A 15,613-nucleotide genomic window follows, 5' to 3' on the forward strand; every position below is an offset into this window, starting at 1 on the left:
CCCGTGACGGGTGGGCCTGCACGTGACGGGCGGGCCTGATCGGCGTGTCCTGCACGGTGGGCGGAGTCGACCTGCGTGTGGTCTTCCAGTGGGGGACGTGTCCGGTCGGTTGGGCCTATGCGGCGGGGTCGGCGCGGGTCACCAACGCCGGGAGGGGGAGGGTGGGAGGGAGGGTGCCGAAGGCCGTGCCGTGGTCGCGGCCCAGGCGGGAGGCGCAGAAGGCGTCGGCGACCTCCGGGGGCGCGAAGCGGACCAGCAGGGAGCCCTGGAGGATCAGGGCCATGCGCTCCACCAGCCGGCGGGCCCGCGCCTCCACGTTCTCCAGGTCGCCCAGCTCGGTCAGCAGGTCCTTGGTCGCGCCGTCCAGCCGGTGGTCCGCGCCCCGCGCCCTGCCGACCTCCTCCAGGAACGCGTTCAGCGCCTCCGGCTCACGCTGCATGGCCCGCAGCACATCCAGCGCCTGGACGTTGCCGGAGCCCTCCCAGATCGAGTTCAGCGGCGACTCGCGGAGCAGGCGCGGCATGCCGGACTCCTCCACGTAGCCGTTCCCGCCCAGGCACTCCAGCGCCTCCGCGACCAGCGGCGTGCAGCGCTTGGTCACCCAGTACTTGGCGGCCGGCACGGCGATCCGCAGCAGGTGCCTGTCGTGCGGCTCGGAGCTGTCGTAGGCGGCCGCCAGGCGCATGCCGAGCGTCGTCGCCGCCTCGGACTCCAGGGCCAGGTCGGCCAGCACGTTCCGCATCAGCGGCTTGTCGATCAGCTTGCCGCCGAACGCCTGGCGGTGCGCGCAGTGGTGCACGGCCTGCGCGACCGCCTGCCGCATCAGCGCCGCGGAGCCCAGCACACAGTCCAGGCGGGTGGCCGCGACCATGTCGATGATGGTGCGCACGCCCCGGCCCTCCTCGCCCACCCGGCGCGCCCACGTGCCGTCGAACTCGACCTCCGCGGACGCGTTCGAGCGGTTGCCCAGCTTGTCCTTGAGCCGCTGGATCCGGAAGACGTTCCGCTCGCCGTCCGGCAGCACCCGCGGCACCAGGAAGCACGTCAGGCCGCCCTGACCCGCGCCGGGCTCCGCCTGCGCCAGCACCAGGAAACCGTCCGACATCGGCGCCGAGCAGAACCACTTGTGCCCCGTCAGCAGGTACTCGCCCGCAGCGGCCAGCGGCTCCGCGCGGGTCGTGTTGGCCCGCACGTCGCTGCCGCCCTGCTTCTCCGTCATGCCCATCCCGAACAGCGCGCCGGCCTTCTCCGCCGCGGGCCGCAGCCCCTCGTCGTAGATCATCGAGGTCAGCCGGGGCTCCCACTCGGCGGCCAGCTCCGGCTCGGCGCGCAGCGCGGGCACCGCGGCGTGCGTCATCGACAGCGGGCAGCCGTGTCCCGCCTCGACCTGCGACCACACCACGAAGGCGGCCGACCGCCGCACATGCCCGCCGGGCCGTGTCCAGGCCGCGGTCAGGCCGGCCGCGGTGCCCTTGGCGAGCAGCCGGTGCCAGGCCGGGTGGAACTCGACCTCGTCGATCCGGTTGCCGTAGCGGTCGTGGGTGCGCAGCCTCGGCGGGTATTCGTTGGCGAGCGCCCCCCACTCCTGCGCCTGCGCCGAGCCGGCGGCGCGGCCCAGCTCGGAGAGTTCCGTCGCGGCCTGCTCGGCCAGCTCCGGATCGAGGTGCCGGGCCACGGCCTCGGCGAGGGGCCGGTCCGCGGCGAAGACGTCATATCCGACCAGGGGCGGAGCCTGGTTGGTCACTGTGTGGGTAGGTGCTGCCATGCCGATACGGTAAGGAGGTGCACCAGGCAAATGAAACACCTGCAGAGCCGTCCGGCCGACTTGGCCGCGCTCGCGCGCTGTACCGGAACATGTCGATGCGCAGGACCGCCTGGCTGCTGCTCAAGGACACCGTCAACTCCTGTATGGAGTACCGCATCCTCGGCCTCGCCGCGGAGGCCGCCTTCTTCACGCTGCTTTCGGTCCCACCGCTGCTGCTGAGCCTCATCGGCCTGCTCGGCTACGTGGACGCCTGGACCGGCGCCCACACCATCGCCGGCCTGGAGAAGAACATCCTGGAGGCGTCCCGGACCGTGCTGACCGAGCAGGGCGTCCGGCAGATCGCCAGGCCCCTGCTGGACGACGTGACCAAGGGCGGCAGGCCGGACATCATCTCCATCGGCTTCGTCTTCGCACTCTGGTCGGGCTCCCGCGCGGTGAACGTCTTCGTCGACACCATCACCGTCATGTACGGCCTGGACGGCACCCGCGGCATCGTGAAGACCCGGCTGCTCTCCTTCGGCCTCTTCGTCGTCGCGCTGCTGATCGGCTCGGTCGCCCTGCCGCTGATGGTGGCGGGCCCCGACGCGGTCGTGCAGGTGGTGCCGTGGTCCACCACGGTGGTGCGGGTCCTGTACTGGCCGGTCGTGATCCTCCTGTCGATCGTCTTCCTGACGACGCTGTACCACGTCTCCGTGCCGGTGCGCTCGGCCTGGGTGGAGGACATGCCCGGCGCGCTGGTCGCCCTCGCCATGTGGGTGCTCGGCAGCTTCCTGCTGCGGATCTACCTCACCAACACGGTCGAGGGCCCCACCATCTACGGGTCGCTCGCCGCGCCCGTCGCCGTGCTGCTGTGGATCGGCGTCTCGGCGTTCGCCGTGCTCGTGGGCGCCGCCGTGAACGCCGCGCTCGACCGGGTCTGGCCGTCGGTCGCCACGGCGGCGGCCCGCGCCGCGCAGGACCGGGCGCGGGCGGCGCTCAGTGCCGAGTACCGCGCCTGGTGGGCCGCGCACCGGGCGCTGAGCGGTGACGGGGAGTCCACCGAGGAGGGGGAGTCCGCGGAGGACGGGGCCGAGGGGATGGTGTCGATGCCCTCGGAGTTCCCCGAGCGCTGGTCCAGGTTCCTGCCGCCGGAGGATGTCACCTCGCGGTTGCGGACGCATGCGCGGCGGAGTCGGCCCAAGGGGCGGCCCGACTCCTAGGGGGTGGGGAGGTCTGGGGGTGTCCCCCCAGGCCCCCCTTCGATGGCCCTTCGGGCTCGTCCTCAAGCTCCCCCAGTGTCTTGAGGGCCTGGGAGGTACCCCCGGACGGGCTTGTTCGTCGCCCTTCGGGCCCGTCCTCAAGCGCCGGACCGGCTTGTTGCGTCGCCTTCGGCTCGTCCTCGACTCGCCCAGTGCCGTGAAGACCTGGGATGCACCCCGAGACCGGCTTGGAGTGGTGCGGCTTCGTCCGTCAGGCGCGGGAGGGCTTCATGACCGGGTCAGCCCCTCAGTGACCAGGTGAACGAGAACTCCCTCCGCTCCGCCCTGAGTTCGTACGGGGGCAGCACGCCGGGGCCGCAGGACTGGCTGCCGATGCCCTGCTGGGCGTGGTCCAGGTTGATCCAGAGAGTGGGGCCGGGGGTGAGGTCCGTGCGGTGGCGGGCCGCGTCCAGGGACTGGGTGGTCCAGCGGCGGGCGGTGAAGGAGCAGGTGGGCTCGGCCGCCACCCGGAGGGTGCCGGGGGCGCCGGTGAACTCCACCCAGCGGACGTCCAGGCGCGCGCCGTTCTCCTGCGGGTGCACGTACGGCGTCTGGAGCGCGTCGACGGTGGCCGTGTGGCGGCCGAGCCGTGCGGCCGTGCGGGTGTCCGGGTACGCCTCGCCGGGGCCGCCGCCGAACCAGCTCACCCGTTCGTACGCCGCGGGGATCCCGAACCGGATCCCCAGCCGCGGCAGCGGCACCCGCCAGTCGCCCTCGGGGGTGACGGAGACGGTGAGGGTGAGGGCGTCGTCGTCCGCGGTCCAGCGGTACTCGGTGGCCAGGCCCAGCTGGGTCGCCGCGGGTGCCACCCGGGTCCGTACGACGAGGGCGGCGTCCGGTCCTTCGTCGGTGCTCACGCCGTCCAGCCGGTGCTGCACGCGGTGCAGGCCGAGGCGGCGCCAGAGCGTCCCGAGGCGGGTGGCGGGCGGGCCGCCGGGGGAGCCGTCGTCGTTGTCGGTGGGTGCCCGCCAGACGTCCAGGCACAGGGCGTCGACGGGCGTGTCACCGATCCGCAGCAGGCTGCCCGTGCGGGCGTCGAAGGCGGCGGGGCCGAGGGTGAGCAGGTCGCGGCCGTCGTCCGCGGCGGTGGTCCGGACGGGGCGGGCGCCGCGCGCCGGGGCCAGGGCCGCCCGCGGGGCCGCGGTGAGCTGGCCCCAGGCGACCGTGTGGCCCCGGGCGGCCCAGGGGGTGTCCTGGGCGAGCCGGGCCGTCACCGTCCAGTGCCGTTCGCCGCCGCCGTCCGCGGGCGCCGCGGCGGGCACCGGGGGCAGCGGGCACTCGGCGCCCTCGTCCGGCAGGAGCGGGGGCACCTTCAGGTCGCCGCTCGCCACGCTCTCCCCGTCGACCTCGTACGACCAGGTGAACGCGAGGTGGGACAGGTCGGCGAAGTCGTGGCCGTTGACGATCCGGACGGTGCCGGGTGCCCCGCCGCCGTCGATGCGGACCGGCTCGATCACCTTCTTGTACTCGACGAGGCCGGGGGACGGGGTGCGGTCGGGGAAGAGGAGGCCGTCGCAGACGAAGTTGCCGTCGTGCACCTCCTCGCCGAAGTCGCCGCCGTAGGCGTACCCGAACCGCGGATGGGTCAGGCCGTGGTCGATCCACTCCCAGACGAAGCCGCCCTGGCAGCGCGGATACCGCTCGAAGAGCCGCTGGTACTCCAGGAGGCCGCCCGGGCCGTTGCCCATGGCGTGCGCGTACTCGCAGAGGATGAACGGCAGGCGGCGGCGCCGCTCGGGCCCCTCGTCGGCGCGCCGGCCGATCTCGTCGACCTCGGCGTGGTCCGCGTACATCCGCGAGTAGACGTCGGTGTCCTTGCTGGACCGGTCGCCCTCGTAGTGCAGCAGCCGGTCCGGGTCGCGCCCCCGGATCCAGTCGGCCATCGCGGTCAGGCCCGCGCCGCTGCCGCACTCGTTGCCGAGCGACCAGAAGATCACGCTCGGGTGGTTCTTGTCGCGCTCCACCATCCGTGCCGCGCGGTCCAGCAGGGCCGGGGTCCAGCGCTCGTCGTCGACCGGGTTGCGCCGCCAGCCGTCCCGGCCGAAGCCGTGCGTCTCCAGGTCGCACTCGTCGATCACCCACAGGCCCAGCTCGTCGCAGAGCGCCAGGAACGCCGGGTGCGGCGGGTAGTGCGAGGTGCGGACGGCGTTGATGTTGTGCTGCTTCATCAGCAGCACGTCACGGCGCATGGTGTCCGCGTCCACGGCCCGCCCGGTGTCCGGGTGGAACTCGTGGCGGTTGACGCCGCGCAGCAGGATCCGCCGGCCGTTGACCTTGACCACGCCGTCCTCGACGGCCACCGTACGGAAACCGAGCCGCAGCGGGATCCGCTCGCCCGCGGTGGCCAGCTCGCCGTCGTACAGCACCGGCGTCTCGGCCGTCCAGGGCCGCACCGGCACCGTCACGCTCTCCCCGGCCGCGCAGTCCACGCCCAGCTCGGGGACGGTGACCCGGCCCGGGACGGTGGCGTCCACGCGCAGCGTGCCGGTGCCCGAGCGGTGGTCGTAGGAGGCGTGCGCGAAGAAGTCGGCCTCCGTGCCGTCCGGCCGGTGCAGCAGTGTCACGTCCCGGAAGATGCCGGGCAGCCACCACTGGTCCTGGTCCTCCAGGTACGACCCGGACGACCACTGGTGGACCCGGACCGCGAGCACGTTGCCCGCCGGCTTCAGCAGCGCGCCGACCGCGAACTCGTGCGGCAGCCGGGAGCCCTTGAACTCACCCAGCTCCGTGCCGTTGAGCCAGACCCGCGCACAGGACTCGACGCCCTCGAACCTGAGCACCGCGGGCCCCTCCGGCCAGTCCTCGGGCAGGTCGAAGGTGCGCAGGTGGTCACCGGTCGGATTGGCGGTGGGCACGCGGGGCGGGTCCACCGGGAACGGGTAGTCCGTGTTGGTGTAGGCGGGGGCGCCGAACGCGCCGTCGCCCTGGAGCACCCAGTGGCCGGGCACGGTGACGGTGGACCAGCCAAAGGCCTCGTGTCCCGGCTCGGCGAACGCGGTGCCGTGGGCGTCGGCGGCGGCCGCGAGCCGGAAGCGCCAGGTGCCGGCGAGGGAGAGGACGGCGGCGTCGGAACCGGTGTACCAGGCGCGCGGCGGCAGACAGCCGCGGCCGGGCGTGACGTCCTCGTGGTAGGGGAGCGCGGGGGTGCGGGGGGTGTCGTCGGAACGGGTGCCCCCGGGGCCGGGAGAGGCCCCGGGGGCGGCAGAGACGGTGTCGTGCGGGATGGCCATCGGTCTCCTCGTTCTGCTCAGTGACGCCACCACCCCACCCGAGCGGGACGGGCGGATCAAGCCCCCGGCGCCGACAGGATTCCCGCCACGAACGGGTTCCGGAACGTCCCGGACGGGTCGAGCGCGGTGGCGAGCGCGGCGAAGTCACCGAGCCGCTGGTAACGGACGGCGAGCACCTCCGGGGCGAGGGTGAAGACCTTGCCCCAGTGCGGCCGGGCGTCGAAGGGCGCCAGGATCTCCTCCACCTCCGCGACGACGGGCAGCACGGCGGCGGTGTCCTTCACCCAGGTGAAGTGCAGGGCGACGGTGTCGCGTCCGTACGCCGGGCTGAGCCACTGGCGGTCGGCGGCGACGGTGCGCACCTCGCAGATCTGCAGCACCGGTGCCAGCGTCTCGCGGATGCCGTCCAGGGCGTGGAGCGCGGCCAGGGCGTGCGGGCGGGGCAGCAGGTACTCGGACTGCAACTCGGCGCCGCTGCTCGGCATGAACTCGGCGCGGAAGTGCGGCAGCCGCTCGTGCCAGGGGCCGACGGCGCCGAGCTGCGGGGTGCAGTTCTCCGCGGGCATGCCCGGCACCGGGTGCTGCGGCTCGGTCGCGGGCGGCGCCCAGGGGAAGTCGGGCGGCGGTGTCCCTCCGGCCCCCGCGCCGCCGGCACCATCAAGGCGCTGCTTCAGCCACACCTGGTTGAAGCGGGGCGCGCGCCAGTCCGTGAACAGGCTCACGCTGTACGCGGCCGACGACACCGCCTCGAAGTCCAGGTCCGCCAGCGGCAGCCCGGTGAAGACGTGCTGGCGCATCTCGTAAGCCGGTTCCAGGTCGAGCGTGAGGGCCGTCACCACGCCGAGCGCGCCGAGGGAGACCACGGCGCCGTCGAAGCGGTCCTCGCCGCGGCGCAGCGTGAGCATCGAGCCGTCCGCCGCGACCATCTCCACCTCGCGGACGGCCGAGGCCAGGGAGCCGTTGGCGATGCCGGAGCCGTGCGTGCCGGTGGCCACGGAGCCCGCGACGGAGATGTGCGGCAGCGAGGCCATGTTGTGCAGGGCGAGGCCCTGCGCGTGCACCCGGCGGGCCAGCTCCGCGTAGCGCACGCCGCCCGACACCCGGACCGTGCGCGCCGTGGTGTCCACGTCGATCTCGGGCGGCAGCGCGGCGAGCGACAGCAGGACGCCGTCCGTGTCCGCGATCTCGTTGAACGAGTGCCCGCTGCCCAGGACGCGGACCCGTCTGCTCGCCGCCACCAGTTCGCGCAGTGCGCCGAACGAGCCGGGTGCGGTCACCTCGTGTGCGGAGAACGTGATGTTGCCCGCCCAGTTCGTCACGGCCCGTATGCCGTCGGTCATCGAAGCCCCTCGGTGAGACGGTGCGCACGTCGGTGCGCGTGGTTCGGCGCCATTCTCCGCCACTGGGGCCCCCAACGGGTACGCGGGCTGCGCCCGAGCCCCGGCCCACCTCGGGGGCGCGGGGAACCGCGCGCCCAGCCACGACGCGACCCTGCGGGTCGTCACCGTCCCGAAGGGGGCTGTCTCTGTCACAGCCGGACCACCGGCCGGTGGTGGGTCCCGGGGCACCGGAAGCGGGGGCATACCGTGAGAGGCGTGCGCGGGCGTGAGCAAGGACCGCGCACACCGCAGCAGCGAGGAGAAGCGATGAGTGTCACGGACACGGGGCCGCAGACGTCACCGACAGAGCCGGAGCGCCGCACCGCACTGGTCGAGGGCCTGATGGAGCGGTTCCCCGGGGTGCCCCGCGAGGCCGTCCTGAAGGAGGACCTGCTGCGCGGCGGCGTCGCATTCGACGACTCCGCGCTCAGCGACAACGAGAACGGCGAGGTCAAGCCCAAGTCGTACTTCATCTTCTCCTTCGACCACGGCACCCTCCCCGAACTCGGCGAAGCCGCCCTGCGCCGCCCGCCCGAGGAGATCGTCCTCACCGGCGGCCCGTACGAGCTGCGCCGCACCGTGGTGTCGGTACGGGTGAACCCGTCCTCGCCCTACCGCGTGGCCGCCGCCGACGACGGCATGCTCGGGCTCTACCTGGACGGCCGCCGGATCGCCGACGTCGGGGTGCCCCCGATGCCGGATTACTACCGGCACACCCTCGCCAACGGGAAGTCGGTGATGGAGGTCGCCCCGACCATCCAGTGGGGGTACCTGATCTACCTGACCGTCTTCCGGGTCTGCCAGTACTTCGGCGCCAAGGAGGAGTGCCAGTACTGCGACATCAATCACAACTGGCGCCAGCACAAGGCCGCGGGCCGCCCCTACACCGGCGTGAAGCCCGTCGAGGAGGTGCTGGAGGCACTGGAGATCATCGACCGGTACGACACGGCGAAGGCGTCCACCGCCTACACCCTCACCGGCGGCGCCATCACGTCCCACATCGGCGGCAAGGACGAGGCCGCGTTCTACGGCCAGTACGCGCAGGCCATCGAGGAGCGCTTCCCCGGCCGCTGGATCGGCAAGGTCGTCGCCCAGGCGCTGCCGAAGGCGGACGTGCAGCGTTTCAAGGACTACGGCGTGCAGATCTACCACCCCAACTTCGAGGTGTGGGACCGCCGCCTCTTCGAGCTGTACTGCCCCGGCAAGGAGCGCTACATCGGCCGCGACGAGTGGCACCGCCGCATCCTGGACTCCGCCGAGGTGTTCGGGCCGCGCAACGTCATCCCCAACTTCGTGGCCGGCGTCGAGATGGCCGAGCCGTTCGGCTTCACCACCGTCGACGAGGCGATCGAGTCCACCACCGAGGGTCTCAGGTTCTTCATGTCCCGCGGCATCACGCCCCGCTTCACCACCTGGTGCCCCGAGCCGACCACCCCGCTGGGCAAGGCCAACCCGCAGGGCGCGCCGCTGGAGTACCACATCCGCCTGCTGCAGGCCTACCGCGCGACCATGGACGAGTACGGCCTGTCCTCCCCGCCCGGATACGGCCCGCCCGGCGCGGGGCGCGCGGTGTTCTCGGTCAGCTCCTTCATGGACAGCCTGCCGCACGACGAGCAGGCGGCCACCGGCTGAACCGGAGCCCCGGCCGGGCCGCGGCCGGGCCACCGGCCGGCCCCCGGCGGGGCCCCTGCGAGGCACCGGAAAACCGGTGGCCCGGCACCGCGCCGCCGGGCTACATTGCGTGCGTTCCGCGCGGTGGCCGACGGCCGCCGCGCCGGGCGTGATCCGAAGACCGAGTGCAGGACGGGAGGTGTGACCGATGGCTGTCGTTGCGATGGGCGCTGCCCGCATCCCGAAGTACATCCCGTCCACTCCCGTGGCCCCCGGCCGACCTCCTCGCGCTGCCTGAGCACCGCTCAGCCACCGCAGCGCACCGCCGCGCCCGTGCGCGCGGCGCCGGGGCCACCCTTCGCGAAGGGTCCCTCCCTTGAACCACCCCGTGAACGACCCCTGCGCCGCCCTCGCCCCCTACGGCTGGGACGACGCCTGGGCCGACGCCTTCGCCCCGTACGCCGCCGAGGGCCTGGTGCCCGGCCGGGTGGTACGGGTCGACCGCGGCCGGTGCGATGTGCTCACCCCGGACGGGACCGTCCGGGCCGACACCGCCTTCGTCACCCCGCCCGACCCGGTGCGGGTGATCTGCACCGGCGACTGGGCCGCCGTCGACCCGGACGGCGACCCGCGGTTCGTCCGCGCGTACCTGCCGCGCCGCACCGCGTTCCTGCGCTCCACCTCCTCCAAGCGGTCCGAGGCGCAGGTCCTCGCGGCCAACGTCGACCACGCCCTCATCGCGGTCTCCCTCGCCGCCGGACTCGACCTCGGCCGCATCGAGCGGTTCACCGCGCTCGCCTGGGAGTCGGGGGCGCAGCCGGTGCTGGTGCTCACCAAGGCGGACCTGGTGGCAGAGCCGGCCACCCGGGCGCACCTGGTCCAGGACGTCGAGATGTCGGCGCCCGGCGTGCAGGTGCTGCCCGTCAGCGCGGCCACCGGCGAGGCGGTGGACGTGCTCGCCGCGGTGGTCGCCGGTGGCACCAGTGTGCTGCTCGGGCAGTCCGGCGCCGGAAAGTCGACGCTCGCGAACGCGCTGCTCGGCACGGACGCGATGGAGGTGGCGGCGGTCCGCGACGCGGACGGCAAGGGCCGGCACACCACCACGACCCGCAACCTGCTGGCACTGCCCGGCGGCGGTGTCCTCATCGACACGCCCGGGCTGCGCGGCGTCGGACTGTGGGACGCGGGCACCGGCGTGGGCCAGGTCTTCTCCGAGATCGAGGAGCTCGCGGAGTCCTGCCGCTTCCACGACTGCGCGCACCTCGCCGAGCCGGGCTGTGCGGTGCTGGCCGCCGTCGCGGACGGTTCACTGGCACACCGCCGTCTCGACTCGTACCGGAAGCTGCTGCGCGAGAACGAGCGGATCGTGGCGAAGACCGACGCGCGGGTGCGTGCGGAACTGCGCCGCCAGTGGAAGCTGCGCGGGGCGCAGGGGCGCGCGGCGGGCGAGGCCAAGCGGGGCCGCCTGCGGTGAGACCGCGCCGGCTCGGCGGACCCGGCCCCTGGCGGTCTCGTTTTCGACAGCCGGCCGGTGGGGGCTGGGCGCGCCGTTCCCCGCGCCCCTTGTTCGGCGCTTCGCGCCATCAGGGGCGCGGACCCCCGTGTCCGATTCCCGCCAGCCGACGGTCCCCTCCGTCCCGGAGAATGGGAGCGTGACCGACGAAGACACCAGGTACGAGGCGGTGCGCAGCAGGGACGCCCGGTTCGACGGGCAGTTCTTCTTCGCCGTCGAGACAACCGGCATCTACTGCCGGCCGAGCTGCCCCGCCGTCACCCCGAAGCGCCGGAACGTCCGCTTCTACCCCACCGCGGCCGCCGCCCAGGGCTCCGGCTTCCGCGCCTGCCGCCGGTGCCGCCCGGACACCGTCCCCGGCTCCGCCGAGTGGAACGTGCGCGCCGACGTCGTCGGCCGGGCCATGCGCATGATCAGCGACGGCGTGGTGGACCGCGAGGGCGTCGCGGGCCTCGCGGCACGCCTCGGCTACAGCGCCCGGCAGGTGCAGCGCCAGCTGACCGCCGAACTCGGCGCGGGACCCGTCGCGCTCGCCCGCGCCCAGCGCGCCCACACCGCCCGGGTACTGCTCGCCACCACCGACCTGCCGGTCACGGAGATCGCCTTCGCGGCCGGGTTCGCGAGCGTGCGCCAGTTCAACGACACCATCCGTGCCATCCACGGCCTCACCCCGACCCAGCTGCGCAGGTCCGCCCGGACCCGCAGGGCCGCGGTCTGGCCCACACCCACGGCACCGGCGGGCACCCCCGCCACCGCCGTCCCGCCCGGCATCCCCCTCCGCCTCGCCCACCGCGGCCCCTACCAGGCCGGCCCCGTCTTCGACCTGCTCGCCGAGGAGGCCGTCCGGGGTGTGGAGGAGGTCACCGGCGCCCCCGGCGCCCGTACCTACCGCCGCACGCTGCGGCTGCCGCACGGCACGGGGATCGCCGCCGTCGACGAGCGGCCGGCCGCGGCCGCCGGCGGCTGGCTCGACGCCCGGCTGCACCTCACCGACCTGCGCGACCTCACCACCGCCGTGCAGCGCCTGCGCCGGCTGCTCGACCTGGACGCGGACCCGTACGCCGTCGACGAGCGGCTCGCCGCCGACCCGGACCTCGCCCCGCTCGTCGCGGCCCGCCCGGGCCTGCGTTCCCCGGGCGCCGCGGACCCGGAGGAGATGGCCGTGCGCGCCCTGGTTGGCCCCACCGGGGCCGAACGCCTCGTGCGCCACCACGGCAAGGCGCTGGACGCGCAGGACGGCACCCTCACCCATGTCTTCCCCGAGTCCGCCACACTCGCCGCGGTGGAGCCCGCGGGACCGCTGGCGGCCCTCACCACCGCCCTCGCCGACGGCACGCTGCGGCTCGACGCGGGCGCCGACCGCGCCGCGGCCCGGCGGGTGCTGCGCACCCTGCCCGGCATCGGCGCCCGCACCATCGCCGAGATCCGCACCCGCGCGCTGGGCGAGCCCGACGTCGGCCCCCCGGCCGGCACCGCCCCGGAGAGCTGGCGGCCCTGGCGCTCCTACGCCCGTCGGCACCTCCGGGCGGCCGGCACCGCCGGAAGCGCAGGCCCGCATACCCGGCGCCGCCCGTACTCTCCTGAACCCGGCTCGAACGGAACGTGAGTCCCCATGACCGAGATGATCGAGATGATCGCGGCCGAGCAGGCCGAGCAGGCCGAGAAGGCCGAGAAGGCCGAGACAGCTGACACGACCGACACGACCGAGAGGACCGGCACGACCGAGAAGACCAAGGCGACCGGGAGGACCGAGCGGACCGGGAGGACGAAGGCGACCGGGAGGACTGAGGTGACCGAGACGACCTGCTACACCACCGTTCCCAGCCCCCTCGGCGAGCTGCTGCTGACCGCCGCCGACTCGGGCGCCCTGACCTCGCTCTCCGTGCCGGGGCAGACCGTGCGCGGGCGGCCGAGGCCGGACGCGGCGGCGGCCGGGGCGCTCTGGCGGCCCGCGACGGAGCCGTTCCGGGCGGCCCGGGAGCAGCTGGCCGCGTACTTCGCGGGGGAGCTGACGGAGTTCCGGCTGCCGCTGCACGGCACGGGAACCGCCTTCCGGGAGAAGGTGTGGGCCGCGCTGGACTCCGTGCCGTACGGGACGACCACCACGTACGGCGCGCTCGCGGACCGGATCGGCGCCCCGCGGGCGGCGCTGCGCGCGGTGGGCGGGGCGGTGGGGGCCAACCCGCTGCTGATCGTGCGGCCGTGCCACCGGGTGATCGGCGCTGACGGCTCGCTCACCGGGTACGCGGGCGGCCTCGACCGCAAGCGCCACCTCCTCGCGCTGGAGCAGGCCCTGCCGCCCCGGCCCGCGTGACACCGCACGCGGTCGCCGCTCACCGCCGGGGGTGTGTCCCGCGTCGTCGGTCCGAACCGCTCACGCCGCGACCGCCGCCAGCCACGCCCCCATGATCAGCAGGCAGGCGAAGAGTTCGGTGAGGACGCTCCAGCCGCCGGAGCGCAGCGCCGTCCTGGTCGCGGTCACCGCCTCGCCGTGCCTGCCGAGGCGGATCCGTTCGGCCAGGTAGATGCCGGCGACGAAGCCGGGAATCGCACCGATCACGGGAAGGACGCAGAACCCGACGAGCGCACCGGCACCGGCGCGCACCGCGAGCCGGTGGGTGACCACGCCCTGTCTGCGCCGCCGTGGCGGAAGCTGCAGGCGCACCACCTGCGCCACGAGCAGGACGACGGTGGCGCCCGCGAGCACCAGCCACGCGAGGGTCCGCTGGTCCTGGAGCGCCCACCACAGCACCGCCGCCCACACCAGCCACGCCCCCGGCACGCCGGGTGCCAGCACGCCGCCGAGGCCGAGCAGCATCACGACGCCGACCAGCAGGAGCTCCCAGACTCCCATCTGCCCAGAGTGCAGGAGGCGGCGCCGCCCCGCAGACCGGACCACCGTCCCGGCGATGCGGGCCGTCCGTCCGAGCAACCAGGGCCACCCGTCCGGGCAACCGGGCCCGCCTGTCCCGGCAGCCCGCCACCCGTCGTCCCGGCACCGTCCCGGCAGCCCGTGCGCTGGTACGCCCGTGCGCCTCGTGTGCGCGGGCGCCCGGATCCGGCGGGGGCCGACGTCGTACCGTACCGGCGGGTTCCGTTTCGCCGCGCGCACGGCGGAAAACAATCGAGAAAGGTCTCGGAATGGCGCACGATGCCGTCCCCGGGGCGTGCATCGCGTGGACGCGCGCAGGTCGCCTCGACGACAATGGTTGTGGACAGGAAGCTCGGGCTGGCCGGCTCACTCATACGGTGGAAACCGGCGGATGTGCACGGCCGCACACGGTGACGCCGCCGCCCAGACCGTGATCCGGGCCGTCGTACGCGGCAGACGGCGGACCCAGGTCACACCGGCGGCCGCCGGGCGGCTCTCCCGTGGGGGGTGGGGTCGCCCGGCGGTCTTGTCCCGGCGCGCTCGCGCGCCACGCCGCGGTTTTTCCCTCCGCTTCAGTTTTCCGGCCGTCCGTGCGGTGGACAATTAAGGTCATGAGTCAGCAGGGGGAGAGGCGTCCGGGCCGCAAGCACGACTGGTGGGGAGAGCTGTACGACGACGACGCCGAGGACACCGGGCCCACCCGGGCCGGTGACACCCTCGACGACCGCTTCGCCTCCGCCTTCACCGCGGTGACGGAGCGGTTCCCGGGCTCCCGGCCCCAGGACGGATCCTCCGAGGACGGGCCACCCGAGGACGGGCCACCCGAGGACGGGTCGCGCCATGACCGACCGCCTCATGGCGGGCCCGCTCACGCGGGTCACGAGCCCGGCACCGGCCAGGAGGGACCGCACACCCCGGGCGAGTCGCAGGCCCCGGTGCCCGCGCAGGGGCCGCCTGACCGGCAGACCCCGGTGTCCCGGCCGGTTCCCGACGCCCCGCAGGTGCCCGGGGCCCCGCGGGTTCCCGAGCCGCCGCAGGTTCCGGGTCCCCCGCAGGTGCCCGAGCCGCCCTCCGTGCAGGCGCCGCCCACCGGCCCCTCGTCCCTGACCGACGATCCCGCCCTCGGCCTCGTCGACGACCCCGCGGTGCCGTTCGAACCACCCCCGTTCGAGCCCCCGGCCTACGAACCGCCGCCGTTCGAGCCTCCCGAGTACGAGCCGCCGGCCTACGACCCCCGTACGTCCGCCGCCACCGCGGACGTCTCCCTGCCACCGCCTCCGACCCTGCCCGCTGAGGACGGCACCTCCCTGCCGGACATCGCGGATCCCGCGGACACCCTCTGGGAGCCGCCCGCCAAGCCCTGGGAACCCCCGCGTCCGCGTCCGCGGCGGGCCCCGGCCCCGGGGCCCGCGCCCGCCCGGGAGCCCGTGGACCGGTTCCGCCCGACCGCGGAGGGCCCCACGGGCCGGCCGCCCGCGGCGCCGGGTGGCCCGGTGGGTCGGGCTTCTCGCGCGCCGGGACGTCCGGTGGAGGAGCCGCCTGCGGTGCCGGGAGGTTCGGGGGGCGCGGCGAGTCCTGCGCCCGGGCGTCGCGGGGACGAGGCTCCTGCGGGCCCGGGTGGCCCGGTGGGTCAGGTTCCTCCCGTGCCGGGACGTCCGGTGGAGGAGCCGCCTGCCGCCCCGGGCGGCTCGGTGGGCCGGGCTTCTCCCGCGTCCGGACGTACCGGCGACGAGGCCCCCGCGCCGTCCGGCGACGCCGTGAAACCGACTTCTCGGGCGGCCGGGGGCCGGTCCGGGGAGCGGACACCGCCGCCCTCCGCGGGCTCCGCACCGCCGCCCCCGGCGCCCACCACTCCTCGGCCGTCCGCGTCCTCCCCGCACCGCCCGCCCGGCTCCGATCTCGGGCAGCCCGCCACCGCGGACCCATGGGGGTCGCCGGACCCCGCCGGGAACCCCTGGCCGTCCCCGACACCCACCGCCGGACCGCCCGGCCCACCCGAGCCCCC

Annotated in this window: 9 protein-coding genes; 5 read left to right on the forward strand and 4 right to left on the reverse strand. The window is 74.7% G+C overall.

Annotated elements, in window-relative coordinates:
* Nucleotides 1-115: 115 nt before the first annotated feature.
* Nucleotides 116-1,765 (reverse strand): acyl-CoA dehydrogenase family protein, encoded by a 1,650-nt coding sequence (locus tag ACSMXW_RS29780; protein WP_485800889.1) that lies wholly within the window; start codon nucleotides 1,763-1,765, stop codon nucleotides 116-118.
* A gap of 17 nt (nucleotides 1,766-1,782) precedes the next feature.
* On the opposite strand from ACSMXW_RS29780, the gene ACSMXW_RS29785 reads away from it, so the two are divergent.
* Nucleotides 1,783-2,964, forward strand: coding sequence for a YihY/virulence factor BrkB family protein (locus ACSMXW_RS29785; RefSeq protein ID WP_485800890.1), 1,182 nt, complete (start codon nucleotides 1,783-1,785; stop codon nucleotides 2,962-2,964).
* 278 nt (nucleotides 2,965-3,242) lie between these two features.
* Here the strand turns inward: ACSMXW_RS29785 and ACSMXW_RS29790 are convergent, their stop codons facing one another.
* Nucleotides 3,243-6,233 (reverse strand): glycoside hydrolase family 2 TIM barrel-domain containing protein, encoded by a 2,991-nt coding sequence (locus ACSMXW_RS29790; RefSeq protein ID WP_485800892.1) that lies wholly within the window; start codon nucleotides 6,231-6,233, stop codon nucleotides 3,243-3,245.
* 56 nt (nucleotides 6,234-6,289) lie between these two features.
* Nucleotides 6,290-7,573 carry an FAD-binding protein gene (locus ACSMXW_RS29795; protein WP_485800893.1) on the reverse strand — a complete coding sequence of 428 codons (1,284 nt, stop codon included), beginning with the start codon at nucleotides 7,571-7,573 and terminating at the stop codon, nucleotides 6,290-6,292.
* Nucleotides 7,574-7,879: 306 nt separating this feature from the next.
* Between ACSMXW_RS29795 and ACSMXW_RS29800 the strand changes: the two genes are divergently transcribed.
* The 4 genes from ACSMXW_RS29800 to ACSMXW_RS29815 all read left to right on the forward strand — a co-directional run bounded on the left by ACSMXW_RS29800 (nucleotide 7,880) and on the right by ACSMXW_RS29815 (nucleotide 13,050).
* Nucleotides 7,880-9,244, forward strand: a complete 1,365-nt coding sequence (locus ACSMXW_RS29800; RefSeq protein ID WP_485800895.1) for a radical SAM protein — start codon at nucleotides 7,880-7,882, stop codon at nucleotides 9,242-9,244.
* A 355-nt stretch (nucleotides 9,245-9,599) separates the two neighbouring features.
* Nucleotides 9,600-10,697, forward strand: a complete 1,098-nt coding sequence (rsgA, locus tag ACSMXW_RS29805) for a ribosome small subunit-dependent GTPase A (protein WP_485800896.1) — start codon at nucleotides 9,600-9,602, stop codon at nucleotides 10,695-10,697.
* Nucleotides 10,698-10,875: 178 nt separating this feature from the next.
* Nucleotides 10,876-12,342, forward strand: a complete 1,467-nt coding sequence (locus ACSMXW_RS29810; RefSeq protein WP_485800897.1) for a bifunctional transcriptional activator/DNA repair enzyme AdaA — start codon at nucleotides 10,876-10,878, stop codon at nucleotides 12,340-12,342.
* A 183-nt stretch (nucleotides 12,343-12,525) separates the two neighbouring features.
* Nucleotides 12,526-13,050, forward strand: coding sequence for a methylated-DNA--[protein]-cysteine S-methyltransferase (locus tag ACSMXW_RS29815; protein ID WP_485808402.1), 525 nt, complete (start codon nucleotides 12,526-12,528; stop codon nucleotides 13,048-13,050).
* A gap of 60 nt (nucleotides 13,051-13,110) precedes the next feature.
* On the opposite strand, the gene ACSMXW_RS29820 is transcribed toward ACSMXW_RS29815, so the two are convergent.
* On the reverse strand, nucleotides 13,111-13,590 hold the full coding sequence (locus ACSMXW_RS29820; RefSeq protein ID WP_485800899.1) for a DUF456 domain-containing protein: 480 nt from the start codon (nucleotides 13,588-13,590) through the stop codon (nucleotides 13,111-13,113).
* Between the last annotated feature and the right edge of the window lie 2,023 nt (nucleotides 13,591-15,613).

The sequence above is a fragment of the Streptomyces sp. DSM 116793 genome, assembly GCF_057320905.1.

Coding starts and splice junctions, on each gene's coding strand:
- ACSMXW_RS29780 (WP_485800889.1), bottom strand. CDS start 1,765: ATGGCAGCACCTACCCACACAGTGACCAACCAGGCTCCGCCCCTGGTC.
- ACSMXW_RS29790 (WP_485800892.1), bottom strand. CDS start 6,233: ATGGCCATCCCGCACGACACCGTCTCTGCCGCCCCCGGGGCCTCTCCC.
- ACSMXW_RS29795 (WP_485800893.1), bottom strand. CDS start 7,573: ATGACCGACGGCATACGGGCCGTGACGAACTGGGCGGGCAACATCACG.
- ACSMXW_RS29800 (WP_485800895.1), top strand. CDS start 7,880: ATGAGTGTCACGGACACGGGGCCGCAGACGTCACCGACAGAGCCGGAG.
- ACSMXW_RS29820 (WP_485800899.1), bottom strand. CDS start 13,590: ATGGGAGTCTGGGAGCTCCTGCTGGTCGGCGTCGTGATGCTGCTCGGC.